The following is a 26384-nucleotide window of genomic DNA, read 5'->3' on the forward strand; positions in this document are numbered from 1 at the left end:
CCTGCCATGCATCCACCAGATCTCAAACACCTGATCAGCGACGCACCGCGTGTGATGGTGGTCGATGGGTCCAAGCTGGTACGCAAGCTGATTGCCGACGTGCTCAAGCGCGACTTGCCCAATGTGCAGGTGATCGGCTGCGCCAGCATCGCCGAAGCACGCGATGCGCTGGAGGCCGGTGCGGTGGATCTGGTCACCACTTCGTTGTCGTTACCCGATGGCGACGGCCTGACGCTGGCGCGCAGCGTGCGCGAAGCGGCCGGCCAGGCGTATGTGCCGGTGATCGTGGTCTCCGGCGATGCGCAGCAGCATCTGGTGGAGCGCCGCTTCACCGAATACGTCACCGATTATTTCGACAAGGCGCTGGGCCACGAGGCGCTGGCGACCTTCATCCGCGGCTACGTGCAGCCCGAGCCGGTGGTGGGCGCCACCGTGCTGTACATCGAAGACAGCCGCGTGGTGGCCGAAGCGACCAAGCGTATGCTCGAGCGCCAGAGCCTGAAGGTGGTGCATGTGCTCACTGCCGAAGACGCGTTCGCGCTGCTCACCGCCGAATCGCTGGGCCGCACCGAGCGGCGCATCGACGTGGTGCTGACCGACGTCACCCTCAAGGGCGAGCTCAACGGGCGCGATGTGGTCGAGCGCATCCGCATCGATTTCGCCTACGGCAAGCGCCGCCTGCCGGTGCTGGTGATGACCGGCGACACCAACCCGCGCAACCAGTCGGAGCTGCTGCGGGCCGGCGCCAACGACCTGGTGCAAAAGCCCATCGAAGAACGCCTGCTGGTGACCAAGGTGCTGTTCCAGCTGCGGCTGGCGCGCCTGGAGGATCAGGCCGTCACGCTATGACCGAGGGCGAGGGGCGTATCCAGCTGGAACCGTCGTGGAAGGCGCGGGTGGGGGAGTGGTTGTTGCAGCCGCAGATGCAGGAGCTGTCCGCGTTCCTGCGCCAGCGCAAGGCCGCCAATGCGCGGGTGTTCCCGCCCGGCCCGCAGATCTTTGCCGCCTTCGATGCCACCCCGTTCGAGCAGGTCAAGGTGGTGGTGCTTGGCCAGGACCCGTACCACGGCGAAGGCCAGGCGCATGGGCTGTGCTTTTCGGTACTGCCCGGGGTGCCGGTGCCGCCGTCGCTGCTGAACATCTACAAGGAAATCCAGGACGACCTGGGCATTCCGCGCCCCGACCATGGCTACCTGATGCCGTGGGCACGCCAGGGCGTGCTGCTGCTCAATGCGGTATTGACGGTGGAGCAGGGCCGCGCCGGCGCGCACCAGAACAAGGGCTGGGAAGGCTTCACGGATCATGTGGTGGAAACCCTCAACCGCGAGCGCGAGGGCCTGGTGTTCCTGCTCTGGGGTAGCTACGCGCAGTCCAAGGGCAAGGTGATCGATCAGGCGCGCCACCGGGTGTTCAAGGCCCCGCATCCGTCGCCGTTGTCGGCGCACCGCGGCTTCCTGGGGTGCAAACATTTCTCCAAGACCAACGACCATTTGCAGCGGCGCGGGCTGAGCCCGATCGACTGGTCGTTGCCGCCGCGCGCGGCGCTGGATCTCAGCCTCGCCGGCGGCTGAACGGGCTGGGCCGTTGCGCCTGGCAAGTAAGCGCTTTGTCACGATCCGCGAGCGGTGACGGTGGTAGCGTAGGCACCTGAATCGAGGCGGCACGGATTGGAACAGCACCGGCGCCGGAAACCCGAACGTCCTATAGATGGAACGCTGGAACTTTTTCTGTACCCAGCAGTCCAATAGTTCGACTGCTAAGATGGTGCCCTATGAACCAGATCACCTCGACTGCCCTTGTGGCAAACAATCTCCCGATTCCCAGTGCGCTCGGTTCGCTGGACGCCTACATCGGTGCCGTGCACCAGATCCCGGTGCTGTCGGTCGATGAGGAACAGAATCTGGCCCGCCGCTTCCGCGACGAGCTGGATCTGGACGCAGCGCGCGAATTGGTCCACTCCCACCTGCGCTTCGTGGTGCATGTGGCCCGTGGTTACAACGGCTACGGCCTGCCGCTGGGCGACCTGATCCAGGAAGGCAATATCGGCCTGATGAAGGCGGTCAAGCGCTTCGACCCGGAAATGGGCGTGCGCCTGGTCAGCTTCGCGGTGCATTGGATCCGTGCCGAGATGCACGAGTTCATCCTGAAGAACTGGCGCATCGTCAAGGTCGCCACGACCAAGGCGCAGCGCAAGCTGTTCTTCAACCTGCGCAAGTCCAAGACGCGCCTGGGTTGGCTCAATGCGTCCGAGGTGACTGCGGTTGCCAAGGACTTGAACGTCTCCGAGCGTGAAGTGATGGAGATGGAGTCGCGCTTGTCCGGTCGCGATATCGGCTTCGATGCCTCGTCGGACGAAGACGATGACCACGGCCCGCCGTCGCCGGTAAGCTACCTCGTGGCCAACGAGGAAGACCCGTCGCAGGCCTATGAGCGGCACGACAGCGAAGACAATCAGCTGCAGTTGCTGCGCGAAGGCATGGCCGGTCTGGATACGCGCTCGCGCGACATCGTCAAGCGTCGCTGGCTGGATTCCGAATCCAAGGTGACATTGCAGGAGCTGGCCGACGAGTACGGCGTGTCCGCCGAGCGTATTCGCCAGATCGAAGCGAACGCGCTGAAGAAGATGAAGGCGCTGTTCGTCGCCTGATCCGGTGTGACATTGCCAGTGATACAAAACGGCCCGGTCTTCCGGGCCGTTTTTCGTTGCGGGCGTGGCACGGCAGGCGGTGCGTTTGTGTGTTGACGTCTCGTTGGCCCAGCAACGCCATGCACGCAGCACGGCCGCAACGACAGCCGTTACAATCGTCAGGGCACGGTTGGAACAACGCCGGTTGCGCGCAGCGCTACTCCGGCGGCCGTGCCACCGGCAGATGCCAGCCGTAGCGGATCGCCATGAAACGCAGGCCAAAGCACACGCCGGCACCGGCGGTCAGCGACCAGGATTGCGGCAGGCCGAGAACATGGCCGATCGCGACCAGGCCGCCGCCGGCCAGCGCCGCCACCGCATACAGTTCGGCCTGCAATACCACCGGGGTACGTGCGACCAGCAGGTCGCGGGCGATGCCGCCGCCGATGCCGCTGAGCATGCCGAGCAGCGTCGCACTGAGTGGGCTGAGCTGATAATCCAGCGCCTTGCTGGTGCCGTAGACCGCAAACAGCGCCAGCCCTGCCGCGTCGAATAGCTGCACCGGATTGCGCAGGCGCTCCACGGCGGTGTGCCAGTAGAAGCCGGCGATACCGGCCAGGCAAGCGGTGATCAGATAGTGCGGGTGCACCAGCGCTGCCGGCGGCGTGGCACCGATCAGCACATCGCGCACGATGCCGCCGGAAACCGCCGCTGCGCAGGACAGCACCAGCACGCCAAACAGGTCCAGGCGGTTGCGCACCGCCACGGTGGCGCCACTGAGCGCAAACACGAAGGTGCCGAGCAGATCCAGCAGGAACAAGACAGTAGCCACGGCACAACGGTCGACAGCGGGCGGCACAGCATCGCGCACCGCCCGCCGGCTGTCATCCGTCCTTGCTGGGCGGTGGCTGGTCGGTGCCGCCGAAGATGATGCGTGCGGCGCGCTGGTAGCTCCAATACGCCATGGCCCAGTTCACCAGCACCACGAAACGGTTGCGGAAGCCGATCAGGAAATAGACGTGCGCGGCCAGCCAGAACCACCAGGCCACGATGCCAGAAAGCTTGAGCTTGCCGACATGCACGATGGCCGCCATGCGCCCGATCGTGGCCAGGTTGCCGAAGTCCTGGTAACGGAAGGCCGGCGCAGCCTGGCCGCGCTGGCGTGCGCGGATCGCCTTGGCGATGTGCTTGCCCATCTGCTTGGCCGCCGGCGCCACGCCGGGCACGGGCCGCCCGTCCTGTTGTACCGAGGCCAGATCACCACCGACGAAGATCTCCGGGTGGCCGGGCACGCTGAGGTCCTGTTCCACCAGCACGCGGCCGGCGCGGTCCAGCGGCACGCCCAGGGTGCGCGCCAACGGCGAGGCGGCCACGCCAGCGGCCCAGACCACGGTGCGCGCCGGCACGAAGGTGTCGCCCAACTGATAGCCGAACGCATCGATGTTGGTCACCGGCGTGCCGGTGTGCACCTCCACGCCCAGGCGTTCGAGCTGCTTGCGCGCCTTGTCGGTGAGGTCGTCCGGGAAGGAAGGCAGCACACGCGGCCCGGCCTCGACCAGGCGCACGCGGGCCTGTTGCGGGTCGATATGGCGGAACTCGTTCTTCAGCGTGTGGCGGGCGATTTCGGCCAGCGTGCCGGCCAACTCGACCCCGGTCGGGCCGCCGCCAACCACCGCAAAACTCAACCAGGCCGCGCGCGCGGCCGGGTCGGATTCGGCTTCGGCGCGCTCGAAGGCGAGCAGCAATTTGCGGCGCAGCACCAGCGCGTCATATAGGGTCTTCAACCCGGGCGCGTGCTCGGCCCAGTGATCGTTGCCGAAATACGCGTGGGTGGCGCCGGTGGCCAGCAGCAGCATGTCGTAACTGACGGTGTTGCCGTCGGCGAGTACCACCGCGCGGCGGTCGGTGGCGATGTCGGCGACATCGCCGAGCAGCACTTCGACATTGCGCTGCTCACGCAGGATGTGGCGCAGCGGGGCGGCGATGTCAGGCGCCGAGAGGCCGGCGGTGGCCACCTGGTAGAGCAGCGGCTGGAACAGGTGGTGATTCTGGCGGTCGATCAGGGTGATGCGGATGTCCGGATCGGCGAGCGCGCGGGTTGCCCATAAACCGGCAAAACCGCCGCCGACCACGACCAGATGCAGCGGCGCTCGGGAGGGGGATGAGGTCATCGTCAGGTCCGATGGATCGCAACGTGGGCACGCAAGGATGCAACAGCGGCAATGAATGTGGCGCGTCGGGCAGGGCCCGCCTGCGGCATCATGTCGCATCTCGCTCACCTGGTCACCGTATGTCCACCTTGCCGCCGCCGTTGCCGCCGCTCGCACCACCTGCCGCCGTTGCGCCTGCGCGCGTTTCTCAGCGCAGCCCTGCGACCGTTGCGTTGCTGATCGTGCTGGGCGGTGTGATGACGTTCGGTGTGGTGGTGCTGGGCGTGATCGCCTGGATCGCGGTCGCCGGGTGGTCGATCTTTTCCGAGCAGGCCCAGGCCGCGCTGCAGGACGACGCGGTGGTGCAGCAGCACATCGGGAAAATCGACACGATGAAGGTCGATGTACTTGCGACTGGTGCGGCACCGGGCGGCGACGAATTCGTGTTCTCCGTCACTGGCGACCGCGGGCGTGGCAAGGTCAGTGCGACCTGGGTCAGCGACGGTGCCGAGCGCGAGATCCTGACCGAGGGCGTGCTGACCATGCACGACGGTAGCGAGTACACGCTGCCGGCGGAGCAGGCGTCCGACAGCGACAGCGACAGCGAGACCGAAATCGAATCCGCCGAGTCTTTCGAGGAACAGACATGATCGACAACCCCGATAAACGCATCGCACTGCTGATCGATGCCGATAACGCGCCGGCCGGCAAGATCGATGTAGTGCTGGCGGAAGTGGCGCGCTACGGCGTAGCAAATGTGCGCCGCGCATATGGCAACTGGAAAAGCCCGCACTTGAAGAGCTGGGAAGCGGCATTGCACGAATACGCGATCCGCCCGATCCAGCAATTTGCCTACAGCTCCGGCAAGAATGCCTCGGACATGGCGATGGTGATCGATGCCATGGATCTGCTGTACGCGCGCAACCTGGACGGGTTTGCGATTGTCTCCAGCGATGCGGATTTCACCCCGCTGGTGATGCGCCTGCTCACCGACGGCATGAAGGTGTATGGCTTTGGCGAGAAGAAAACGCCCGCGCCGTTCGTCAATGCGTGTTCCAAATTCACCTATGTCGAAGCACTCGGCGAGCAGGCTGCCGCGGCCAGCGACACCGCGGCAGGCCGCAAGGATGCCACCGCGCTGCGCGGCGATACACGGCTGGTGCAGATGCTGCGCAACGCGATCGACAGTGCCTGCGAAGACGACGGTTGGGCGCATCTGGGGGCCGTCGGCAAGCAGGTGGCCAATCAGGCCTCGTTCGATCCGCGCAACTACGGCTACCGCAAGCTCAGCGATCTGGTGCGCGTGATCGGTTTGTTCGAGATCAAGCAGGACGAACAGGCGTTGTGGGTGCGCGATGCGCCCAAGGGCAATCGCCCCAAACAACCCCCTGCTGCTGCGGCCCCCGCGCCGGCCGCGGCCAAACGCGGGACGCGTGGTGCACGCAGTACGCCGAAGCCGGCGGTGGAAAAATGAACGACGAACGCATGGCGACCGCACACACGCCAGCGGGCGATGGCATCACGTTGTGGGGGCGGCGCAACTCCAGCAACGTCCGCAAGGTGCTGTGGTGCCTTGAAGAGGCGGGTGTGGCGTATACCTCGATCGAGGTGGGCGGCGCATTCGGCGGAAACGACACACCTGCGTACCGCGCATTGAATCCGAACGGGCTGGTCCCAGCGCTGCAGGATGGCGCACTGGTGCTGTGGGAATCCAACGCGATCGTGCGCTATCTGGCGGCGCGTTATGCACCGGCGCTGTACCCGCACTCACCGGCCACCCGCGCGCTGGGCGACCGCTGGATGGACTGGACCACGTCGACCTTTGCCGGCGTGTTTCGTGATCTATTCTGGGGCGTGGTGCGTACCCCGCAGGCCGAACGGGATGCCACACGGATTGCCACAGCGCTTCAACGCTCCGGTGAGCTGCTCGCAGTTGCCGACGCTGCGCTGGCACAGCAGCCGTATCTGTCCGGCCACGATTTCGCGATGGGTGACATTCCGTTGGGCAGCTTTATCTACGCGTGGTTCGAGATGCCAATCGAACGGCCCGAGTTGCCGCATCTGCACGCCTGGTATCAAAGATTGCGTGCGCGGCCGGCTTACCAGCGTGGCGTGATGACGCCGCTGACTTGAGTTAGCAAGCGTACTGACCTTGAGCCCTTGAAGGTGCGAGGGGCCGAGCACCGTCGGATGCGTCGATACGAGCCGAATGCTGCGGCACATTGGGATATGCGTAGCGCCCGCGTTGGTAGGAGCGCGCTTCGCGCGATGGGGCATTACCGAGAAAGCTTCATCGCGCGCGAGCGCGCTCCTACCGGGCGGGTGTCTGCCTCGGGTTGGCGGCTCGACAATGGACGCAATAACGACCACGCGCCTGCAACGCACGGATGCTGCGACACATGGAGACGTGGAGTCGCGGCAGCTTTGGTAGGAGCGGGCTTGCGCGCGATGGGGCACTACCGGTAACGCTTCATCGCGCGCAAGCGCGCTCCTACCAAGCGCGTGTTCGTTTGCAGTCAGCCGCCTCGACACCTGCCTCAATACAGATCGATCGGGTCCACATCCAGCGACCAGCGTACTCGGCGCGCTTGCGGCAAGGCATGGATGGCGGGCATCTGCGCGTCCAGCACCCGATGCAGCGCTGAGCGTTGCGCTGCCGACAGCAGGAGTTGGGTGCGCTGGAAACCGGCGCGGCGTGGCATCGGCGCCGGCATCGGCCCGTAGCATTCCACCGGCGCGATGGCCGGCGAGGGGGCTGGTGTCTGCTCACCGACCAGCGCGCGCACCGCGATCAGGAACTGATTGGCCGCGGCCACATCCTTGGCTTCGGCACGGAACAAGGCCAGATGCGCGAAGGGCGGGAAGCCGGCCGCTTCGCGCTGCTGCAGTTCGGCATCGGCAAACGCGTGGTAGCCGCCGTTGACCAGGGTCTGCAGCAACGGATGCTCGGGGTGATGGGTCTGCAACCACACTTCGCCGGGGCGGTCGGCGCGGCCGGCGCGGCCGGCAACCTGGATCAGCTGCTGGGCCAGTTTTTCGGCGGCGCGGAAGTCGGCAGAGAACAGGCCTTCGTCGATGCCCACCACCACTACCATGGTCAGCCGGGGCAAGTCGTGGCCCTTGGCCAGGATCTGGGTGCCGACCAGGATGCCGGCGTCGGTGCCGAGGCGGGCGAGCTGGGTTTCCAGCGCGTCGCGGCGCTGGGTGGTGCTGCGGTCGATGCGCACCACTGGCGCGTCCGGGAAGGCCTCGACCAGGCGCTCCTCCAGCCGCTCAGTGCCGATGCCCTGCGGCTGCAACGCCAGGCTGGCGCAGGCCGGGCAGGCCAGCGGCGCCGGTTGGCGCGCACCGCAGTGGTGGCATTGCAGGCGGCGGCCGCCGGCGTGCACGGTCATCGGGGTCTGGTGCAGCGGCGTGCTGCAGCGCTGGCACGCGGCGGTCCAGCCACAGTCATGGCACAGCAGCACCGGCGCATAGCCGCGCCGGTTCTTGAACACCAGCACCTGTTCCCCGCGCGCCAGGGTGGCGCCGATGCCGGCCAGCACCTCCGGCGACAGGCCATCCTTGAGCGGGCGCTTGCGCACGTCGAGCACGCGCACGCGCGGCGGCCGCGCATCGCCGGCGCGGCGCGACAGCCGCAGATGCCGATAGCGGCCGCTGTAGGCGTTGTGCAGGCTTTCCAGCGACGGCGTTGCGCTGCCCAGGATCACCGGCACATCCAGCGCCTTGCCACGCACCAGGGCGAAGTCGCGTGCGTGGTAGCGGATGCCGTCCTGTTGCTTGTAGCTGCCGTCGTGTTCCTCGTCGATCACGATCAGGCCGGCGTTGGGCAGCGGCGTGAACACCGCCGAGCGCGTGCCGACGATCAGCTTGGCTTCGCCACGCCAGGCCGCGGCCCACACCCGCGCGCGCTCGCCATCGGAAAGCCCGGAATGCAGCGCATGCACCGGCACGCCCAGGCGCGCGCGGAAGCGGCCCAGCGTCTGCGGGGTCAGGCCGATTTCCGGCACCAACACCAGCGCCTGCTTGCCGGCGGCCAGGCAATCGGCGATCGCCTGCAGGTAGACCTCGGTCTTGCCGCTGCCGGTCACGCCGTCGAGCAGATAGGTGGCAAAGCCGCTGCCGGCGCGGATGGCGTCGGTGGCCGCCTGCTGTTCGTCGTTGAGCTGCGGCCCGGTCCCCGGGCGCGCCGGCAGCGTGTCGGCGGCCACCGCCACGCGCTCGGCGTAGCCACGCTTGGCCAGGTTGCGGGCAGCCTCGCGCCACTGCGGCAGCTGCTGCTCCAGCGGCTCTTCGGCGAGCGGGCCGGCCAGCAGCAGCGCGGCCAGCAGGGCCGGGCGGCTACCGGCGCGTAGGCTACCGGCACCAGTGCGGCCGGCCTCGGTGAGTTGCCAGGCCCAGGCATGGGTGTCGGCCAATGGTTCGCCCCGGCGCAGCGGGCCGGGCAGGGCGCTGGCCTGGGCCTCGCCCAGCGGTGCATGGGTGTAGCGGGCAAGCCAGTGCAACGAACGGGCCAGCTCATCGACCAGTAGCGGTGTGTCGTCGCACCAGTCCAGTGCCGCGCGCAGCCCCTCGGCCGACGGCTGCTGGCCGCGCTCGACGACTACCCCAATCAGCTCGCGCGGCCCAAACGGCACGCGCACCCGGCAGCCAACCCGGTCCGCACCGTCCACGTCGGTGTCTTGGGGGGGCAGGTAATCGAACAATTGCGGCAGCGGCACCGGCAGGGCGACGCGCAAGGTGGTGACTGGAGCGGACATCCGACCAGTCTAACGACCCTGTCCAGTGCCGGCAGCGGAGCACACCGCGCAGCCCGGAGCGGCCTGTTCAGTTGCGGCAGCTTTCTGTGACCGAAGTGATAAATCCGACGTAAACCCATGTGAGGGCTGGAGAAACCGGTTTATCCACACTGCCTGTGGATAAGCCTGTGAATTAGTCTCGTGCTCCACGCCGTGAAGGCGGATTCACTAGCCTTGGCAACCCGTTGGACATTTTTTCGCCATCTACCATAAATAGATAAGTATCAAAGACTTAGGCGTGAAACAAGAATGCAACACGGAAAAACCAACAGTTGACAGACGGCGGCGTATCGGCATGTCTGCCGCTGTGCACAACGTGCGTGGGCGGCGGCCACGGCAGGAGCAACGGTGTGTGGATCTGTCAAGCCATCGGCGGGGATGATTTGCGTCGGTATCATGCCGGCCGATGCTGGAGTTCTCATGACCGTAGTCCCCGACGCCCCCGTCACCCCCGCCGCGCTGTCAGCCTTTTTGCGCGGTGTCGAACGCCGGGGTCTGGTGCTGGCGCAGTTGCAATGCGGCGATGACGCCGCCGCCGAGCGGGCCCTGGCCGCCGCGCTGCGTGCCTTCAGTGGGCAAGCCGCCGGGCGGCCGATGGCAGGCTGGCCAATGCGCTTCTGGAGCCTGCTGGCGGCCGCGCCGCCGCTGCGGCGCGAGCCGATGCCCGGCACCTGGTTGCCACCTTTCACCGCCCTGGGCCGGATGCAGTCGGTTGACCGCCTGGCGCTGCTGCTGCGCATCGTCGGCGGGCTGCAGGAAGCCGACGCTAGCGAAGTGCAGGGCATGGAGACGGCCGCGTACCAGGCTGCGCTGGCGCGTGCCTGCCCCCGCGATGCGGCCGGCAACCCGGATGCGCAGGCCTGGCGGGCATTGGCCGAGGCCGCCCAGGCGGAATTGCGTGAATTGAGCCCCGGCCAATTGAGCCGGCTGACCCAGCTGCGGGAGTCGGCCCTGGCTGGCATGCCGTTGCAGCCGTTACAGGACGGCGCCTCCAGCCCGGCGGCATCGGCTCCCGCGCGCAGCGAACGGCCCGCCGATCGGCGCCCGCGCGCCGGTGCCGCACGCCGGCAATGGACGTGGCCACGCATCAACCGCCGCCATGCCGGTATCGCGCTGGCGCTTGTGGCGCTGGTGCTGTTGGTCGGGGCGCTCGGGTGGTGGTGGACGCATCGCCGCCCCGCCTTGCCGCCGGAGCCGGTGTCGCAGGCGCCCGCGGGCGTCCTGCACGTCACCGACGCGGCCCCGGTGCTGGTGGAGGAGTTACCGGCCGCCAACCTTCCCGATGCCGTCGCTGCGCCCGGCCTGGATGCGCGCGACCAAGCAATGCTTGCCGACCCGGATCTGGAGCTGGCGCGCTCGGCCGACCTGTACGCCTGGTACGCCGCCGGGCACCCGGTGCCACCGGACGAATCCGGCGCCCACGCCACTGCGGCCGAACGTCCGTCGAGCGAACTGGAGACGGTCGATGACCAAAACTAAGTGGTGCGGCCTGTGGCTGGCTGTCATGTCCGGTGCCGCAGGGGCGCAGTCGTTGCCTGCGGCACTGGACGAAACGCCGGCCGGGCCGGTGGCTGCCCCGGCAGCGCCCGCCGCGCCGGCCCGGAGCATCCCCAGCGCTGCGCAGCAGCGTGCTAGATGGGATGCGCTGACGCCCGCCCAGCGCACCGAGCTGCGCGCCCGCTACGCGGCCTGGAAGGCACTGACCGCCACTGACAAGGTGGTCTTGCGGCAAGCGCGTGAGCGCCTGCACGCCTTGCCCGACGATCAGCAGCGCGCGCTGCGCACGCAGTTTGGCGCCATGGACCGGCTGCATCGCGATGGCTGGCGCCTGGGCTCGCAGCTGGGCAACTTCTATCCGCAACTGCAGCCGCTGATCGGTTATGTGCCGGTCGCCCAGCGCGATGCACTGCTCGGCGTCCTGCGCAGCCTGGATGCCGGCCAGCTGGAGCAACTGGCGGTGCTGGCGCAGCGCACCCCGCCGCAGGAACGGGATGCCTTGCGCGATGCCTTGCTAGCCGAGTCGGCGGCAACGCGGTCGACCTGGCTGAAGCGTCAGTTGGCGCGCTGATTAGAGCGGGCCGCTCGTGGCGGCCGTAATCGCACTCGCGCGGGGAGCGCGTGGGCGCCAGGCAGCCCGCGTGCAGGGTCATCGTGTGTCGACCGCCGCCGCCGGTACGGCTCCGCTGCCAGTGGCCTCCGAGGCGCGCGGTCCAGGCGCCTTCCCGCGATTGATCAAACGCGCGTCTCACGCACTCCGCGCACGTTGCAGCGCCGCACCGTCACCCGCAACGCCAAGCCCTGACGACAGACGTCACAGCGCCGCTCAGCGACACGCTCGCCACGCATGGCCCGCACGGCAAGTGCAGGTAAGATAGCCGCCCCCACGCGACCCGGTGCCAGCGCCGCCAGGCACGGCCGTAGTCCGCGTGGCGATCGGTTCTGCAATGTCTGTCCCTCACTCCTCCCCGTCGGCAACGCCACGCTTTGCAGCGGAAGTGCGTACCACTGGCCTGCTCGCGCTGCCGTTGGTGCTCGGCCATGTCTCCACCGGCCTGATCGGTTTTGTCGACAACGTGATCGCCGGCCACCACGGCACCGCCACGCTGGCCGCGGTCACCATCGGTACCTCGTTGTTGTGGCTGCCGATGCTGGTGCCGATCGGCACATTGATTTCGCTCACCGCCTCGGTGTCGCAATTGCTCGGTGCCGGGCGCGAACGCGAGATCGGCCCGTTGTTCCGCCAGGCGCTGTGGCTGTCGCTGGGCCTGGGCGCACTGATGTTTGGCTTTCTCACCGCGGTGCCGCCGTTGCTGCCTACGTTCGGGATCGCGCGGGACATCGTGCCCGGCGCCACCGACTTCCTGCACGCGGTGCGCTGGGGTGGGCCGGCGCTGACGTTCTACTTCTGCATGCGCTACCTCAGCGAAGGCATGCACTGGACGCTGCCGACCATGCTGCTGGGCTTTGGCGGGCTGCTGGTGCTGGCGCCGCTGGGCTACGTGCTGACCTACGGCAAGTTCGGCTTCGCCGAGCATGGTGCGCAGGGGTTGGGCATGGCCTCGGCCATCACCATGTGGGTGCAGGCGATTGCCTTTGCGCTGTATCTGTGGCGCTCGCGGCGCTTTGCGCATCTGGAGTTGTTCACCCATCTTGAAGGCCCGCGCTGGCGGGCGATTGGCGAGCTGTTGCGCACCGGCTTGCCGATCGGTATCACCGTGTTGATGGAAGGTGGGCTGTTCATCGTCACCGCTTTGTTGATCGGGCGGCTGGGCTCCACCGAAGCGGCCGCGCACCAGATCGCGATCAACGTCTCGCAGCTGTGTTTCATGATCCCCATGGGCGTGGCCGAAGCCACCACCGTGCGCGTCGGCCACGCGGTGGGCCGTGGCGATCCGCTGGGCATGCGCCGCGCGGCCTGGGCCGGCTACGCCATCGTGCTGGGCACGCAGGCGGTGTCGGCCAGCATCCTGTTGCTCGGTCACGACGCCATCGTGGGCGTGTATACCAACGACGCCGCAGTAGCTGCGCTGGCATCGGTGCTGTTGTTGTTCGCGGCCACGTTCCAGTTTCCCGACGGCATACAGGTGTTGTCGGCCGGCGCATTGCGCGGGCTCAAGGACACGCGCGTGCCGATGTTCCTGGCGATGTTTTCGTACTGGGGCTTAGGCATGCCGCTCGGTGCCGGGCTCGGCCTGGGGCTGGGCTGGGGGCCGCAAGGGATGTGGATCGGGCTGATTCTGGGCCTGACCGCCGCCGCGATCCTGATGGGCTTGCGCTTCCGCCAGACCAGCCGCCGGCTGACTGCCGACGCGGCACCCTGACTTCCTGCGCATGCCCTGTACCGCGCGCAGCCGGTATGCTGGGCGCAACGATCGATCCATCGCGTCTTTCCGACGGAGTTTTCCATGAACCACCCCGTGCGTCGCAATCCCATCGCCACGTTTTTTGTCGGCCTGTGGGATGTGATGAATTTCACCCGACGCCTGATTTTCAACCTGGTGTTCTTCGGCTTCCTGTTCCTGTTGCTGCTGCTGTTTGTGGTGGCGATCGCCCGTGGCGATGGCACCAAACCGCTGGCTGCGCGCACCACCTTGGTGATCGCACCGGAAGGCACCTTGGTGGAGCAGTTCAGTGCGGATCCGGTGAGCCGTTCGCTGGCCAAGGCGGTCGGTGACAAGAGCGCCGAAGAAGTGCAGCTGCGTGACCTGGTGCGGGTGATCGAGGCCGCCGGCAAGGACAGCAAGATCGAGCGGGTGCTGTTGAACCTGGACAAGCTGCAGCCGTCCGGTTTCGCCTCCCAGCGCGAGGTGGCCAAGGCGTTGCAGGGGCTGCGCGCGTCCGGCAAGCAGATCGTCGCCTTCAGCGAAAGCATGAGCCAGGGCCAGTACCTGCTGGCCGCGCAGGCCAACGAGGTCTATCTCGACCCGATGGGCAGCGTGTTGCTCGAAGGTCTGGGGCGCTACCGGCAGTATTTCCGCGAGGGTCTGCAGGACAAGCTGGGCGTGGACGTGCACCTGTTCCGCGTGGGCGAATACAAGTCTGCCGCCGAGCCGTACATCCTGGATGCGGCCTCCGCCGACGCCAAGGAAGCGGACCTGTTCTGGATGAACGATGTGTGGCAGCGCTACCTGGCCGACGTGGCCACCGCACGCAAGCTGTCGCCGGCGCAGCTGGCGGCCGGCATCGATACGCTGCCGGAAGGCGTCACCGCCGCCGGTGGCGATCTGGCCAAGTTCGCGCTGCAGCAGAAGCTGGTGGACGGGCTGAAGACGCGCGAGCAGGTCGACAGCTTGCTGACCGAACGCGGCGTGGCCGACAACGATGCCGATGGCGGCTTCCGCAGCATCGATTTCGGCAGCTATCTCACCCAGTTGCAGGCCCAGCATTCGCCGATGGACAGCCGCCCGCAGGTGGCCGTGGTGGTAGCAGCGGGCGAGATCAGTGGCGGCGAGCAGCCGGCAGGCCGCATCGGTGGCGAATCCACTGCCGCGTTGCTGCGCCAGGCGCGTGACGACGAGGAAATCAAGGCGGTGGTGCTGCGCGTGGATTCGCCCGGTGGCGAGGTGTTTGCCTCCGAGCAGATCCGCCGCGAAGTGGTCGCGCTGAAGCAGGCCGGCAAGCCGGTGGTGGTGTCGATGGGCGACCTGGCCGCCTCCGGTGGGTATTGGATCAGCATGAATGCCGATCGCATCTATGCAGATCCGTCCACCATCAGTGGCTCGATCGGCATCTTCGGCATGGTGCCCAACCTCACCCGCGCGCTGGACAAGATCGGCGTGCATACCGATGGCGTGGGCACCACGCGTTTTGCCGGCGCCTTCGACATCACCCGCCCGCTGGACCCGGCTGCCGGCCAGGTCATCCAGGCGGTGATCAACAAGGGCTATGCCGACTTCACCGGCAAGGTGGCGCAGGCGCGGCACCAGTCGGCGGAGGCCATCGACAAGGTTGCCCGTGGCCGCGTCTGGAGTGGTGCGCAGGCCAAGGATCACGGTCTGGTGGACGCGTTTGGCGGCATGCAGGAAGCGGTGGCCGATGCGGCATCGCGCGCCAAGCTGAGCAAGGGCAAGTTCCGCGTGCGCTACGTGGAAAAGGCCGCCACGCCGTTCTCGCAGTTCATGAGCGGCTTTGCGGGCAGCCGCCTGGGCGCGTGGATGCTGAGTGACTCGGGCATGGCGCGTGCGCTGCTGGCACGCTCGCTGCCGGAAGTGGACACCCAGCTGCGCTTCGTCGAAGACGCCGTGCACGACAGCAAGGCGGGCGGCACGCCGGTCAAGGCGCTGGCGTATTGCTTCTGCGGGTTCTGATGCCGCCTCCCGTCGAGGGAGTCACTCACGACAACGCCGGCTTCGCGCCGGCGTTGTCGTTTTCAGCGGTTACTGCGTCGCCGCGTCGATCGTTGCACGCTGCTGTGCGGCGGTCTGATCGGTGGCGGCCTGCACGCCGCGCGCCTTGTCCAGCGGCTGCTGGATGTGGTTACGCAGGGCGGTGGCCTGCGGTTCGGGTTTCTGCTCGGTCGGCGCGGGTTGCGGCCGCTGGCAGGCGGCCAACGTCAACGTGGCACAGGCCAGTACGGCCCAGTGGATCTTCATCGTCGTGACCTCGCTCGGGGTGGCGGTATCCTACGCCCCGGCCGTATGCGTGTGCCAACCGCACCGCACCGCCCGTTTCCCGCGTATTCAAAGGACACCCCCACGTGACAGCGCACCGCTGGCGGCTGGATGGACAGACCGCCCTGATCACCGGCGCCAGTGCCGGCATTGGCCTGGCCATCGCACGCGAATTGCTCGGCTTCGGCGCCGACCTGCTGATGGTGGCGCGCGATGCCGATGCGCTGGCGCAGGCCCGCGACGAGCTGGCCGAAGAGTTTCCCGAGCGCGAGCTGCACGGCCTGGCCGCGGATGTTTCCGACGACGAGGAGCGCCGCGCGATTCTGGATTGGGTCGAAGATCACGCCGATGGCTTACACCTGCTGATCAACAATGCCGGCGGCAACATCACCCGCGCGGCCATCGACTACACCGAAGACGAATGGCGTGGCATCTTCGAAACCAACGTGTTTTCCGCGTTCGAACTCTCGCGCTATGCGCATCCATTGCTGACCCGGCACGCCGCCTCGGCGATCGTCAACGTGGGCAGCGTGTCGGGGATCACGCATGTGCGCAGCGGCGCGCCGTATGGCATGACCAAGGCGGCGCTGCAGCAGATGACGCGCAACCTGGCGGTGGAATGGGCCGAAGACGGCATCCGCGTCAACGCGGTGGCGCCGTGGTACATCCGTACCCGGCGCACCTCCGGCCCGTTGTCCGATCCGGACTACTACGAACAGGTGATCGAACGCACGCCGATGCGCCGCATCGGCGAGCCGGAAGAAGTCGCCGCCGCGGTCGGTTTCCTGTGCCTGCCGGCGGCCAGCTACATCACCGGTGAATGCATCGCGGTGGATGGCGGCTTCCTGCGTCATGGGTTCTAGCGCAACGCCGCTGGCTCGCAGCTTCTGTTCGGTGCACGCCGGAGCTGGCCGTGGCTGACGCGCACATGCCGCAGCATCCGCTCGCGCACCTGCACGACATCGTGCACGACAACAGCGACTGGATCTGGGAGGTGGATGCGCAGGCGCGCTACACCTTCTGCTCGCGCGCCTGCGAGCGGTTGCTGGGCTATACGCCCGAGCAGATTTTGGGGCGCACGCCGTTCGATCTGATGGAGCCGGCCGAAGCGGCGCGCGTGGGCGTGGCGTTTGCCGAAATCGTGGCAGCGCGTCGCCCGTTCCAGGGCCTGCTCAACCGCAACGTGCGTGCCGATGGCCGCACCGTGATGCTGGAAACCAGCGGAATTCCGCTGTTCGATGCCCAGGGCGCGCTGCGCGGTTATCGCGGCATCGACCGCGACGTCACGCCGATTGCTGGCGGCCCCGATCACAGCGCCACCAATCAGCGTCTGTTCCAGCTGGAAGCGTTGTATGCCGCCGCGCCGGTGGCGTTATGTCTGATCGACCGTGCCGGGTGCTATCTGGCGGTGAACGAGGCGATGGCAGGCATCGCCGGGCGCAGCGTGCAGGAGATGATCGGCATGCGCGTGGCCGAGGTGTTTCCGCAAGCGGCGGCCGATCAGGCTGACGCATTCGCCACGCTCGCTGCCGGGCACGACGTGCCCGACCAGGTGTTCGACTGGCAGGACCGCAGCTACCACGTGCGGGTGCGCGGCGTGCGCGATCTGGAGGGCCGGCTGATTGCGCTGACCACCGCGTTGACCGACATCAGCGAGCACCTGCGCGTGCAGTGGCGGCTGACCAAAACCACCGAGGCGCTGGCCGAGGCCAACCGTCAGCTGGAGCAGGCCAATGCGCAATTGCTCGGTGCCGCGCGCAACGATCATCTGACCGGGCTGGCCAACCGGCGCGGCTTCGATCGCGCCTTCGAGCGACTGCTGCCGGCAGTGCGCGACGGCACGCGCGGCGCGTCGGTGCTGATGCTGGATGTTGATTACTTCAAGCAATACAACGACCGCTACGGCCACCCGCAGGGCGACCAGTGCCTGCGGGACATCGCCGCCGCGCTAAGCAGCGTGGTCACGCGCGGCGAGGACGTGGTGGCCCGCTATGGCGGTGAGGAATTCGCACTGCTGCTGCCCGATACCGATCTGCCCGGCGCGGCGGAGGTTGCGCGGCGGCTGCAGGAGCGACTTGCTGCCATGCCGATCAGCCATGCGGGTAGCCCGTGCGCGCGCATCACCTTGAGCATCGGAGTCACGGCGCTGCAGCCGCAGGAGTGCCAGGTGCAGGATGCTCAAGTGCGCGAGGCGGTGATGGCGCGCGCCGATCGCGCGCTGTACCAGGCCAAGAATCAGGGCCGGAATCGGGTAGCACTGGCGCCGGCCTAGACACCTGCCGGCTGGTGTCTGCGTGGCTCAGGGCGTTGCGGGCGTGCCGGCGCAGCGGCTCTCGTCCATCACCCGCCGCGCCTGATCGTAGCGTTGCTTGCGTGCGGCCGATTGGGCTTCGTCGGAGAAGCGCCACGCGGCTTCGGCTTGCTCGGCGCGTTGCCGCCACGCCGCGCACAGACTTTGGTCCGGCACCGGCGCGCAGCGGTCGGTGACCACCTCGCAAGCGCTGCCGCCGCCCTGCGCGGGGCCGCCGGCCAGGTTGGTGACCTGCATCGGCAGGCAGCGCGTGGCCGGCTCGCTGTCTTCGGTGAAGTAGCGGCCATTGTCGTGCGCGGTGCATTCGAACAGCGGCGGCGGTGGCAGTGACGAGGTGGCGGTGGTGGCCGTCGGCACAGCGGCCGGCGCTGGCGGTGCGGGCGCTGCTGCAGGTGGCGCTTGCGTGGCCGCGCGCGCAGGCGCCGAACGGGCCGACACCGGCGCCGCTGCACTGGACGGCAATGGCATGGCGGCGGGCGCGGTCATCAGTTTCTTCTGCTGCTGCACGCCCTTCGGGCAAGGCATGTTCTGCACCGTCAGCGCGCCTTGCGCATCGGTGCAGCGGTAGATCGCCACTTCCTGCGCGCTGGCGGTGGACGCCAGCACCAGCATCACCCAGCCCCAGCGGCTCATACGCCGCCGCAGTCGCGCTGCAGGCGCGCATCGATGCCGCGCTGCTCACGGGTCAGGTCCACGCGCTCGCTCTGTAGGGCGCTGTTGTAGCGACGGATCAGCTCCCACCTGCGGTCGGCCAACCGTGCACAAACTTCCTGCTCGGGCAGGGCGTGGCATTCGTCGCGGATCTGCACATTGCCGTAGGGCACGATCACCGTGCCGCCGTAGCCATTACCGTAGCCGCCGCCACCATAGCCGCCGCGCCCACCCCGGTACCCGCCATCACCGCCGGCCTGGATCGCACCGCTGGCACCGGCTGGCCGTGGCCCCGGCGTGCGGATGCCCGGCGGCCGGCGGTACGGATCACCCGACACGTAGGCCGGGCCCCAGGTCGGCACCCAGCGCGGATTGCCCTCCGGGCTGTCGCTGGTATAGCGGGTGCCTTCCTCGGTCACGCACTCGTACATCGGCTGCGGCGGCTGCACGGTGACGATGCGCACTTCACGCGGCGGCGCAACCGTTGCGGCAACCGGCGCGGCCCGTGGCGGCTGCGGTGGCGGGTCTTGCGGGCGCTGCAGATCCAGCACCTGCTGGCGGCCGCTGCTGCACGGCGCATCCTGCAGCGCCACCGTGCCGGCGCTACTGACGCAACGGTAGATCCGCACGTTCGGATCGGGCTTGGTGGCGGTGGCAGGCGCGGCCTGCGCGGTGAGCGTGGCGGCCAGCAGCAGGAAGGTCGGGATCAGGCGCATGCACGCAGTGTGCGCGCGTTATGGGCTGTGGCAAAGAGGCGGCAGGCCCCGCGCTGAACGCGTAACCGCTCGCCCACGCGGCGGTTGCGTGCAGCGACCGGTGCGGTGTTTCGACGCCAGCGTCAGTCGCGCAGGATCTGCCCGGTGCGGGCGTCGCGGATCGGGGTGGGCTGCGCCAGACCGCCGACCTCGCCGTCCAGCACGCCGTCGATGCGGGCCAGCAGTGCCGGGTCCAGCGCTGCACGACTGCGTGCGGGCGGCTCACCGGCCAGGTTGGCGCTAGTGGACACCAGCGGCGCGCTCCAGGCCTTGCACAGGGCCGCAACCACCGGATGGGCACTAATGCGCACGGCCAGGCCGTCGTGATCGCCGGTGACCCAGCGCGGCGCCTGCGCGGTCACCGGCAAGATCCAGGTATGCGGGCCGGGCCATTGCGCCAGCACCGCGGTCAGCTGTTCGCTGCCGAGTGCGGCAACATCGATCCAGTCCTGCAACACGTCCAGCCCGGACGCGACCACGATCACGCCCTTGTCCACCGGTCGGTGCTTGATCTCCAGCAGGCGCAGCACGGCGGCCTCCTGTCGCGGATCGCAGCCCAGCCCCCACACCGCTTCGGTGGGATAGGCGATGACGCCCCCGCGGGCGAGAGTGGCAACGGCAGCGTCAAGATCCGGTGCGTGCGGCATGCGCTGACTCAGCCAGCCGCCTTGCTGACGGCTTTCTTGACCACGCGCTTGGTCGCCTTCTTGGCGGCCTTCTTCGCAGGCGCCTTCTTGGCTACGGTCTTGGTGGCGACTTTCTTCACCGCCGCCGTCTTCTTGGCCGCGTCCTTGGCTTCCTTGGCGGAATCTTTCACCGCATTCTTCTTGAGCGTGGCCTTCTTGGCGCCAAAGCCCTTGCGCACCGGCTTGCCGGTGTCGGCCAGCAGCTGCTGCACTTCCTCGAAGGTCAACGAAGCAGGCTCGCGGTCCTTGGGGATCTTGCCGTTGAGCTTGCCGTCGCTGATGTACGGGCCAAAGCGCCCGTTCAACACCTGGATGTCGCTGCCGTCGAATTCCTTGATCACCCGGTTACGCGCGATCTCTTCTTTCTCTTCGATCAGGAACACCGCCCGCGCCAGGTCGATGGTGTACGGGTCGTCCTCTTTCTTCAGCGACGCATACACGCTGCCACGGCGGGCGAACGGCCCGAAGCGGCCGATACCGACGCTGACGTCCTGGTCCTTGTCCTGGCCCAGGGCGCGCGGCATCTTGAACAGTTCCAGCGCATCCTCGATGGAGATCGAATAGATGCTCTGGCCCGGCCGCAGCGAGGCAAAGGTGGGCTTGTCTTCGTCTTCGACCGTGCCGATCTGCACCATCGGCCCGAAGCGGCCGATACGCGCGCTGACTTCCTTGCCGCTGACCGGGTCGGCGCCGAGCACGCGCACGCTGCCGGCGTCGGTCTTGTCCAGCGAATCCTTCTTGTCCTCGACCAGTTCCTTGAACGGGCCCCAGAACTTCTCCATCAACGGGATCCACTCGGCTTCGCCGCGCGAGACCGCATCCAGATCGTCTTCCAGATTGGCGGTGAAGTCGTAGTCCACGTAGCGGGTGAAATGCCCGGACAGGAACTTGGACACCGCACGACCCACATCGGTCGGGCGGAAGCTGCGGCCTTCCATTTCCACGTACTTGCGGAACTGCAGGGTCTGGATGATCGAGGCGTAGGTGGACGGACGGCCGATGCCGTATTCCTCCAGCGCCTTGACCAGCGCCGCTTCGGTGAAGCGCGGCGGCGGCTGGGTGAAATGCTGATCGGTGACGATGCGGTCCAGCGGGATGTTGTCGCCGGCCTTCATCAGCGGCAGCTTGCGACCTTCGTCCTCGTCTTCGCTGCTCTTGGTGTCCTTGCCTTCTTCGTACACGGCCAGAAAGCCCGCCACCACCACGGTGGTGCCGCTGGCGCGGAACACGTGCTCGCTGCCGGCCGACAGATCCACGCTGACGGTATTGAGCGTGGCCGGAATCATCTGGCACGCCACTGCGCGGCGCCAGATCAACTCGTACAGACGGCGCTCGTCATCGGACAAAAAACGCGCCACCTGTGCCGGCGTGCGCAGTGCCGAGGTCGGGCGCACCGCTTCGTGCGCTTCCTGCGCGTTCTTGGATTTGGTGGTGTAGGCGTTGGGCTGATCCGGCAGCGAGGCGGTGCCGAAATCGCGCGCGATCACGTCGCGGATTTCCGCCAGGGCGTCCTGCGACAGGTTCACCGAGTCGGTACGCATATAGCTGATCAGACCGACCGAGCCTTCATCGCCGAGCGCCACACCTTCATAGAGTTTCTGCGCCACCTGCATGGTCTTGCGGGTGGTGAAGCCGAGCTTGCGCGAGGCTTCCTGCTGCAGGGTGGAGGTGGTGAACGGCGGGGCAGGGCGACGCTTGCGCTCCTTGCTGGCCACATCGGTGACGTGCAGCACGCCTTGCGCGGCCTGCTGGATGCGCAGGCGCGCCGCCTCGGCGGTATCGCCGTCGGTGACGGTGAATTGTTCGAACTTCTGCCCGTCCAGCTTGATCAGGCGCGCATTGAACGGCTGCGAGGGATGCCGGCAGTGCGCATCGATGGACCAGTATTCGCGCGCGATGAAGGCTTCGATTTCTTCTTCACGCTCGACGATCATGCGCAGCGCCGGCGACTGCACACGGCCGGCCGACAGCCCGCGCTGCACCTTGCGCCACAACACCGGCGAGAGGTTGAAACCGACCAGGTAATCCAGCGCACGGCGTGCCTGCTGCGCGTCTACCAGGTCGGCGGCGATCGCACGCGGTTTGAGCATGGCTTCCTTGATCGCGCGGGGCGTGATCTCGGTGAAGACCACCCGCTGCATCGTCTTGTCCTTCAGCAGCCCGCGCTCTTTCAGGATCTCGGCGATATGCCAGCTGATCGCCTCACCCTCGCGGTCCGGGTCGGTCGCCAGATAGATGTCGTCGGCGCTCTTGGCAGCCCGGGCAATCGCCTCGACGTGCTTCTCGTTCTTTTCGATCAAGTCGTAGCGCATCGCAAACCCGTTGTCCGGATCCACGGCGCCCTCCTTGGGAACCAGGTCACGCACGTGCCCATACGAGGCCAGGACGGTGAAGTCCTTGCCGAGGTATTTATTGATCGTCTTGGCCTTGGCGGGCGATTCGACGATGAGCAGGTGCTTGGGCATGGTGGCAAATTCTTGGGGCGGAGCCCGGGGGGCAGGTAGCGTGGCCTAATTGGCCGGTCGAGGGAAGCAGATCGGCTGTTTCGCACACGTCGACGCCCGGGAAGGTGCCCGGGCGTTCAGTTCTCTTATTAGAAAGATCACGGCGAGCGCCGCCGTGTCAAGCGGCCAGCGCCGCGATTGTCAACTCTGGTTGATGGCGATCACCGCAAACAGGACGCCGAACACAATGGAGATCAGCAGCATCACTGCGTAGATCGCCAGCACCACGATGGTGACTGTGTCAAGGCCCACCTGCTGGCGTTCCGGCGTGTCGGTGTAGGCCCAGCGGTCCACCACCAGGGTGTCGCAGACCTTGTCGTGGATCGCCTGTTTGCGTGCGCTCATGCCGGCCATGAAGGCCGAGACGATCGCCCCGATGCCCAGCGTCAGCACCGTGATCAGCATGTAGGCCAGGTAGCGCAGCATGTTGCGCCAGAAGCTGACCCGGCCACCGTTGCCGTTCACCAGCTTGATGCCGCAGGCGAGCTTGCCCAGGCTGGCCTGGTGTCGGCTGGACTGCATCCACGCAAAGTAAATCGTTGGGATCAGCAGGCCGATGCCATAGGCCAGGATCATGATCGCCACGGTGCCGCCCGCGCCCTCCAGGCTCGATGCCGAGCTGGAGGCGCCCAGGCCGATCGACAGCACCAGGACCACCGGGATGACGATCAGATAGACCGCAAACGTGGTGATGAAGCTGTCCAGCACGCTGGCGGCCACCCGGCGCCACAGGCCCGCGTAGACGATCGGTGCGTCCGCGACCGGCGCAACCCCGAGCGAGGTCGCCGGCATGTCCCAGGCGGCCGGCAACGGTGCCGCCTGGGCCGGTGTGGCTGGGGACGCGTTGGTGGCTGGCTGGTGCTCGGTGGGCTCGGCTGCAGTAGTCGCCGACCAGGCGCCAGGAGACGGCGCGGAGCTGGTGACGCTACCGGCGTCCACGGGAGTCAAAATGTGTGCGGCCGGCACGTGATCTGGCTGCGTGGTCTGGGGCGTGACCGGCGTGAACCCGGCCTCTGGCATCGGTTCGGCACTGGTCGCGGCGCCAGGCGAAGGGTCTGCAGTGATCGGCGCAGGCGTGAACGCGGATGCCGTCTCGGGCGTTGCGGCGGGTGTCTCCAGCCCCAGTTCGGCAGCCACCTCCGCCAGCGTCACCCATTGCGCCAGGCCTTCGCGCCAGACCAGGCTGGAACGATCAATGACGCCCTGTTCCAGGCGCGCACGGAGCGTGTCCGTGTCCACCGGTCCCTGGCGTTGCCGCTGCGCGTCGGCGTAATACCACTGCGTCATACTGTCCCCTTGGTCAAAACCGTTGCCTAGCCGCGGCAATCCTGCGGCAGAAATTTGTCGTCGATCTCGGAACTGCAGTCCCAGCTGCCGGCGTCCTGATCCAGATCCAGCCACAGCGGTTTGCCGTCGAGCTTGGCGTTGTCCGGCATGTGCAGCAAGGCCTCCACGCCGCACTGGGCCGTGTCGAAGTGGCCGATGCGCACGATGCCCAGCGTCCCCGATGCATAGTGTTCCGGCGGATGGAAGCCGGCGTCGTCATTGGTCGGGCAGCGGCCTTCGCGTTCCAGAAATTCGGCGATCTGCGGCTTTAATGGTGCCAACGCGCCAATGGCTTGGCTGACCTTGGCGCGCGCGGTGTAGTCCTGGTAGGCCGGCAGTGCGATCGCAGCGACGATGCCGAGCACAAACGCCAGTCCAACCACGCCAATCACTGACCCGACCGCAATCCCGATGGCCCAGCCGGCACCATTGCGCGAGGCAGCGACGGGTGTCGAATGAGGGGGGGGCGGAAAAGTGGGGCGTGCTGAAACCGTGCCCACAGCGGTGGGCGGCAACGGCGGTGGCAGCGGGGATGACGCCACGTCGGTGGCGATCGGTGGGCCCAATTCTGCGGCGCAGGCAGCCAACGGCGCCCAGTGAGGCATGCCTTCGCGCCAGACCAGCGAATCCAGCACAATCACGCCGTCGCGGTACAAGCCCCGCAGCGCCTCCACGTCCACCGGGCCACGCCGCTGGCGGCTGCCATCGGCGTAATACCAACTGCTCATCCCCGTCCCCTCGCTCGCGCGTCCGTCGCGGCTTCTACCTTCAGTGTACGGGTTCAGGCTCGTCGAGGAACATCTGCGTTTCCATCCAGGCGTAGGCCGCTTCGGCGCCCGGTTGGTTGAACAGCACCATCAATACGACCCATTTGAGGTCGTCCAGATCCAGTTCGTCCTGGTCCAACGCCATGGCGCGGTCCAGCACCAGCTCGCGCTGGTCGGCGTCCAGGATGCGGTGCTGCTCCAGGAACAGCAGAAAGCCACGGCAATCGACGTCGAGCTTGTCCAGCTCCGGGCCGTGGTAGATCCGCACCGGGCCGTCGACATGCGGACGCGCGACACTTGGCCGCTGCTCGGCGAGCGCGTCCAGCCAATCGAAGGCTTTGCTGATTTCGGCAGGGCTGAAGCCGGCCTGGATCAGGCCGTTCTGAAGCGAATCACGGTCGCGGACCAGGTCCGCATCTTCGCTGAAGTAATGTTCGAACAGGTACAGCAGTACATCGAGAATGCTCTCTTTCATTGCCCCTCGGCCTGCGTCGCGCGACGCTGTGGAGGTGAAGAAACTAGGGATTGCGGGTATAGCGACCGTGCTCGGTGACCACGTCTCCCTCCAGTTCCATGATCAGCAGCATGGAGGACAGCGCGGCGGCCGTCAATCCGGTGCGTTCGAGTAATGAATCCATAGGGGTTGGGTCGTGGCCCAGGGCGTGCCACAAGCGCTGGTAGTCGGGATCGCAGCGCCGCGGGGTGGGCTGCGGGACCGTCCTGGCCAGTTCAGTGGGGGCGGTCAGGCGTTGGCGCAAGGCATCGGCCAGCTCGCCGGACAGCAGGCGTAGCCCCTCGACGAGTTGCGCCGGCTCCTGCACCAACGTGGCGCCTTGCCGGATCAGGTGGTGGCAGCCGCGGGCAAGCGGGTTATGCAGCGAGCCCGGCAGGGCGAAGACCTCACGGCCAGCCTCGGCCGCCAGCCGGGCGGTGATCAGGGCGCCGGAGCGCATTGCCGCCTCCACCACCAGCGTGCCCAGCGCCAGCCCGGCAATGATGCGATTGCGTGCCGGAAAGTGCGCCGCCACCGCGCACGTGCCTGGCAGGTATTCGCTGACCACCGCGCCGCGCGCGGCAATCCGGTCGCGCAAGGAATGATGCTGCACCGGATACGCCACGTCCGGGCCGGTGCCGACCACCGCCACGGTGATGCCGTCGGCACGGGCGAGCGCGGCCTCGTGTGCGATCGCATCCACTCCGGCCGCCATGCCGCTGACGATGCCGAGCCCGGCGTTGGCCAGGCTGGCGGCGAAGTGACGCGTATGGTCGCGGCCACCGGCACTCGCTGCCCGGCTACCGACCACCGCCACGCAGGGGTGCCACAACGCGGCGGGGTCGCCGTCCACGAACAGCATCAAGGGAGGATTGGCGATATGCCGCAACAGTGCAGGGTAGTCCGCGTCCCGCCAGCCGATCAGGTGATGGCCTGGTTGCGTGCACCAGCGCAAGGCGGCGTCCAATATCGGGGTGTCAGGCGTTTGCAGCTTGGCGATCTGGAGCGCATCGCAGCCGGCAGCCCGCCAGGTTGCCGGGCCGGCAGCCAGGATCTGGGAGGGGGCGTCGAAGGCGTCCAGCAGCGCGCGGCGTGGCGGGCTGCGTCCACCAGCCAGCAGTAAGGTGAGCAGGGCGCGGCGGTCGGGTTCGGTCAGGTCCATGCCGGCAGCGTAGGCCGCAAACGACGACGGCGCCCTCGGGCGCC

At 67.4% G+C, this 26384-nt stretch carries 24 protein-coding genes; 12 read left to right on the forward strand and 12 right to left on the reverse strand.

What is annotated here, in order from left to right; genetic code table 11:
* Nucleotides 1–6 precede the first annotated feature (6 nt).
* The 3 genes from QRM89_RS15445 to rpoH all read left to right on the forward strand — a co-directional run bounded on the left by QRM89_RS15445 (nt 7) and on the right by rpoH (nt 2647).
* On the forward strand, nt 7–849 hold the full coding sequence (locus QRM89_RS15445) for a response regulator (RefSeq protein ID WP_014506371.1): 843 nt from the start codon (nt 7–9) through the stop codon (nt 847–849).
* Nucleotides 846–1571 carry a uracil-DNA glycosylase gene (ung, locus tag QRM89_RS15450; RefSeq protein ID WP_040941936.1) on the forward strand — a complete coding sequence of 242 codons (726 nt, stop codon included), beginning with the start codon at nt 846–848 and terminating at the stop codon, nt 1569–1571. The genes QRM89_RS15445 and ung overlap by 4 nt, the downstream gene beginning before the upstream one ends.
* A gap of 200 nt (nt 1572–1771) precedes the next feature.
* Nucleotides 1772–2647, forward strand: coding sequence for an RNA polymerase sigma factor RpoH (gene rpoH, locus QRM89_RS15455; RefSeq protein WP_011038853.1), 876 nt, complete (start codon nt 1772–1774; stop codon nt 2645–2647).
* Between the two features lie 196 nt (nt 2648–2843).
* Here rpoH and QRM89_RS15460 read toward each other — a convergent pair whose 3' ends face one another.
* A complete protein-coding gene (locus QRM89_RS15460; RefSeq protein WP_285448408.1) occupies nt 2844–3458 on the reverse strand; it encodes a trimeric intracellular cation channel family protein in 615 nt (204 codons plus the stop codon).
* A 52-nt stretch (nt 3459–3510) separates the two neighbouring features.
* Nucleotides 3511–4797, reverse strand: coding sequence for an NAD(P)/FAD-dependent oxidoreductase (locus tag QRM89_RS15465; RefSeq protein ID WP_115576340.1), 1287 nt, complete (start codon nt 4795–4797; stop codon nt 3511–3513).
* Between the two features lie 119 nt (nt 4798–4916).
* On the opposite strand from QRM89_RS15465, the gene QRM89_RS15470 reads away from it, so the two are divergent.
* The 3 genes from QRM89_RS15470 to QRM89_RS15480 are packed head-to-tail and all read left to right on the forward strand — an operon-like array spanning nt 4917 to nt 6909.
* Nucleotides 4917–5426, forward strand: coding sequence for a hypothetical protein (locus tag QRM89_RS15470; protein ID WP_285448409.1), 510 nt, complete (start codon nt 4917–4919; stop codon nt 5424–5426).
* Nucleotides 5423–6250, forward strand: coding sequence for an NYN domain-containing protein (locus tag QRM89_RS15475; protein WP_285448410.1), 828 nt, complete (start codon nt 5423–5425; stop codon nt 6248–6250). The genes QRM89_RS15470 and QRM89_RS15475 overlap by 4 nt, the downstream gene beginning before the upstream one ends.
* Nucleotides 6247–6909, forward strand: coding sequence for a glutathione S-transferase (locus QRM89_RS15480; RefSeq protein WP_285448411.1), 663 nt, complete (start codon nt 6247–6249; stop codon nt 6907–6909). Before QRM89_RS15475 ends, QRM89_RS15480 begins: the two co-directional genes overlap by 4 nt.
* Nucleotides 6910–7313: 404 nt before the next feature.
* On the opposite strand, the gene QRM89_RS15485 is transcribed toward QRM89_RS15480, so the two are convergent.
* On the reverse strand, nt 7314–9536 hold the full coding sequence (locus tag QRM89_RS15485; RefSeq protein WP_285448412.1) for a primosomal protein N': 2223 nt from the start codon (nt 9534–9536) through the stop codon (nt 7314–7316).
* Between the two features lie 459 nt (nt 9537–9995).
* Here QRM89_RS15485 and QRM89_RS15490 point away from each other — a divergent pair, with 459 nt between their 5' ends.
* The 4 genes from QRM89_RS15490 to sppA all read left to right on the forward strand — a co-directional run bounded on the left by QRM89_RS15490 (nt 9996) and on the right by sppA (nt 15382).
* Nucleotides 9996–11054 carry a hypothetical protein gene (locus tag QRM89_RS15490; RefSeq protein WP_285448413.1) on the forward strand — a complete coding sequence of 353 codons (1059 nt, stop codon included), beginning with the start codon at nt 9996–9998 and terminating at the stop codon, nt 11052–11054.
* Entirely contained in the window at nt 11041–11643 is a 603-nt protein-coding gene (locus tag QRM89_RS15495) for a DUF3106 domain-containing protein (RefSeq protein WP_161960452.1), read from the forward strand. The genes QRM89_RS15490 and QRM89_RS15495 overlap by 14 nt, the downstream gene beginning before the upstream one ends.
* Before the next feature lie 376 nt (nt 11644–12019).
* A complete protein-coding gene (locus tag QRM89_RS15500) occupies nt 12020–13396 on the forward strand; it encodes an MATE family efflux transporter (RefSeq protein WP_285448414.1) in 1377 nt (458 codons plus the stop codon).
* Between the two features lie 84 nt (nt 13397–13480).
* The gene (gene sppA / locus QRM89_RS15505) at nt 13481–15382 is read left to right on the forward strand and encodes a signal peptide peptidase SppA (protein ID WP_285448415.1); all 1902 of its coding nucleotides are present in this window, start codon (nt 13481–13483) and stop codon (nt 15380–15382) included.
* 69 nt (nt 15383–15451) lie between these two features.
* Here sppA and QRM89_RS15510 read toward each other — a convergent pair whose 3' ends face one another.
* Nucleotides 15452–15667 carry a hypothetical protein gene (locus QRM89_RS15510; protein WP_285448416.1) on the reverse strand — a complete coding sequence of 72 codons (216 nt, stop codon included), beginning with the start codon at nt 15665–15667 and terminating at the stop codon, nt 15452–15454.
* Nucleotides 15668–15771: 104 nt separating this feature from the next.
* Here QRM89_RS15510 and QRM89_RS15515 point away from each other — a divergent pair, with 104 nt between their 5' ends.
* The gene (locus QRM89_RS15515; RefSeq protein ID WP_040941929.1) at nt 15772–16548 is read left to right on the forward strand and encodes an SDR family oxidoreductase; all 777 of its coding nucleotides are present in this window, start codon (nt 15772–15774) and stop codon (nt 16546–16548) included.
* A 50-nt stretch (nt 16549–16598) separates the two neighbouring features.
* Nucleotides 16599–17957: a diguanylate cyclase gene (locus QRM89_RS15520; RefSeq protein ID WP_285448417.1), complete on the forward strand. Its 1359-nt coding sequence runs from the start codon at nt 16599–16601 to the stop codon at nt 17955–17957.
* 27 nt (nt 17958–17984) lie between these two features.
* Here the strand turns inward: QRM89_RS15520 and QRM89_RS15525 are convergent, their stop codons facing one another.
* The 8 genes from QRM89_RS15525 to dprA all read right to left on the reverse strand — a co-directional run bounded on the left by QRM89_RS15525 (nt 17985) and on the right by dprA (nt 26340).
* On the reverse strand, nt 17985–18629 hold the full coding sequence (locus QRM89_RS15525) for a DUF4124 domain-containing protein (protein ID WP_115576348.1): 645 nt from the start codon (nt 18627–18629) through the stop codon (nt 17985–17987).
* A complete protein-coding gene (locus QRM89_RS15530; protein WP_259173896.1) occupies nt 18626–19363 on the reverse strand; it encodes a DUF4124 domain-containing protein in 738 nt (245 codons plus the stop codon). The genes QRM89_RS15525 and QRM89_RS15530 overlap by 4 nt, the downstream gene beginning before the upstream one ends.
* Before the next feature lie 122 nt (nt 19364–19485).
* Nucleotides 19486–20049 (reverse strand): Sua5/YciO/YrdC/YwlC family protein, encoded by a 564-nt coding sequence (locus QRM89_RS15535; RefSeq protein ID WP_285448418.1) that lies wholly within the window; start codon nt 20047–20049, stop codon nt 19486–19488.
* 8 nt (nt 20050–20057) lie between these two features.
* On the reverse strand, nt 20058–22553 hold the full coding sequence (locus QRM89_RS15540) for a DNA topoisomerase I (RefSeq protein ID WP_228437679.1): 2496 nt from the start codon (nt 22551–22553) through the stop codon (nt 20058–20060).
* A gap of 180 nt (nt 22554–22733) precedes the next feature.
* The gene (locus QRM89_RS15545) at nt 22734–23879 is read right to left on the reverse strand and encodes an RDD family protein (RefSeq protein ID WP_285448419.1); all 1146 of its coding nucleotides are present in this window, start codon (nt 23877–23879) and stop codon (nt 22734–22736) included.
* Between the two features lie 26 nt (nt 23880–23905).
* Nucleotides 23906–24646: a pilin gene (locus QRM89_RS15550; RefSeq protein ID WP_285448420.1), complete on the reverse strand. Its 741-nt coding sequence runs from the start codon at nt 24644–24646 to the stop codon at nt 23906–23908.
* Between the two features lie 40 nt (nt 24647–24686).
* Nucleotides 24687–25160: a DUF494 family protein gene (locus QRM89_RS15555; protein ID WP_011038834.1), complete on the reverse strand. Its 474-nt coding sequence runs from the start codon at nt 25158–25160 to the stop codon at nt 24687–24689.
* Nucleotides 25161–25203: 43 nt separating this feature from the next.
* Entirely contained in the window at nt 25204–26340 is a 1137-nt protein-coding gene (gene dprA / locus QRM89_RS15560; RefSeq protein WP_115531140.1) for a DNA-processing protein DprA, read from the reverse strand.
* Nucleotides 26341–26384: the final 44 nt, after the last annotated feature.

This window comes from Xanthomonas sp. LMC-A-07, from assembly GCF_030208825.1.
Classification (GTDB): domain Bacteria; phylum Pseudomonadota; class Gammaproteobacteria; order Xanthomonadales; family Xanthomonadaceae; genus Xanthomonas; species Xanthomonas campestris.

What these genes read in the sequence shown, in the direction of transcription:
- QRM89_RS15480 (WP_285448411.1), top strand. Translation starts at nt 6,247, where the DNA reads ATGAACGACGAACGCATGGCGACCGCACACACGCCAGCGGGCGATGGC.
- QRM89_RS15510 (WP_285448416.1), bottom strand. Translation starts at nt 15,667, where the DNA reads ATGAAGATCCACTGGGCCGTACTGGCCTGTGCCACGTTGACGTTGGCC.
- QRM89_RS15495 (WP_161960452.1), top strand. Translation starts at nt 11,041, where the DNA reads ATGACCAAAACTAAGTGGTGCGGCCTGTGGCTGGCTGTCATGTCCGGT.
- QRM89_RS15475 (WP_285448410.1), top strand. Translation starts at nt 5,423, where the DNA reads ATGATCGACAACCCCGATAAACGCATCGCACTGCTGATCGATGCCGAT.
- ung (WP_040941936.1), top strand. Translation starts at nt 846, where the DNA reads ATGACCGAGGGCGAGGGGCGTATCCAGCTGGAACCGTCGTGGAAGGCG.
- QRM89_RS15550 (WP_285448420.1), bottom strand. Translation starts at nt 24,646, where the DNA reads ATGAGCAGTTGGTATTACGCCGATGGCAGCCGCCAGCGGCGTGGCCCG.
- QRM89_RS15500 (WP_285448414.1), top strand. Translation starts at nt 12,020, where the DNA reads ATGTCTGTCCCTCACTCCTCCCCGTCGGCAACGCCACGCTTTGCAGCG.
- QRM89_RS15530 (WP_259173896.1), bottom strand. Translation starts at nt 19,363, where the DNA reads ATGCGCCTGATCCCGACCTTCCTGCTGCTGGCCGCCACGCTCACCGCG.
- QRM89_RS15555 (WP_011038834.1), bottom strand. Translation starts at nt 25,160, where the DNA reads ATGAAAGAGAGCATTCTCGATGTACTGCTGTACCTGTTCGAACATTAC.
- QRM89_RS15535 (WP_285448418.1), bottom strand. Translation starts at nt 20,049, where the DNA reads ATGCCGCACGCACCGGATCTTGACGCTGCCGTTGCCACTCTCGCCCGC.
- dprA (WP_115531140.1), bottom strand. Translation starts at nt 26,340, where the DNA reads ATGGACCTGACCGAACCCGACCGCCGCGCCCTGCTCACCTTACTGCTG.
- QRM89_RS15470 (WP_285448409.1), top strand. Translation starts at nt 4,917, where the DNA reads ATGTCCACCTTGCCGCCGCCGTTGCCGCCGCTCGCACCACCTGCCGCC.
- QRM89_RS15525 (WP_115576348.1), bottom strand. Translation starts at nt 18,629, where the DNA reads ATGAGCCGCTGGGGCTGGGTGATGCTGGTGCTGGCGTCCACCGCCAGC.
- sppA (WP_285448415.1), top strand. Translation starts at nt 13,481, where the DNA reads ATGAACCACCCCGTGCGTCGCAATCCCATCGCCACGTTTTTTGTCGGC.
- rpoH (WP_011038853.1), top strand. Translation starts at nt 1,772, where the DNA reads ATGAACCAGATCACCTCGACTGCCCTTGTGGCAAACAATCTCCCGATT.
- QRM89_RS15445 (WP_014506371.1), top strand. Translation starts at nt 7, where the DNA reads ATGCATCCACCAGATCTCAAACACCTGATCAGCGACGCACCGCGTGTG.
- QRM89_RS15540 (WP_228437679.1), bottom strand. Translation starts at nt 22,553, where the DNA reads ATGCCCAAGCACCTGCTCATCGTCGAATCGCCCGCCAAGGCCAAGACG.
- QRM89_RS15545 (WP_285448419.1), bottom strand. Translation starts at nt 23,879, where the DNA reads ATGACGCAGTGGTATTACGCCGACGCGCAGCGGCAACGCCAGGGACCG.
- QRM89_RS15465 (WP_115576340.1), bottom strand. Translation starts at nt 4,797, where the DNA reads ATGACCTCATCCCCCTCCCGAGCGCCGCTGCATCTGGTCGTGGTCGGC.
- QRM89_RS15490 (WP_285448413.1), top strand. Translation starts at nt 9,996, where the DNA reads ATGACCGTAGTCCCCGACGCCCCCGTCACCCCCGCCGCGCTGTCAGCC.
- QRM89_RS15485 (WP_285448412.1), bottom strand. Translation starts at nt 9,536, where the DNA reads ATGTCCGCTCCAGTCACCACCTTGCGCGTCGCCCTGCCGGTGCCGCTG.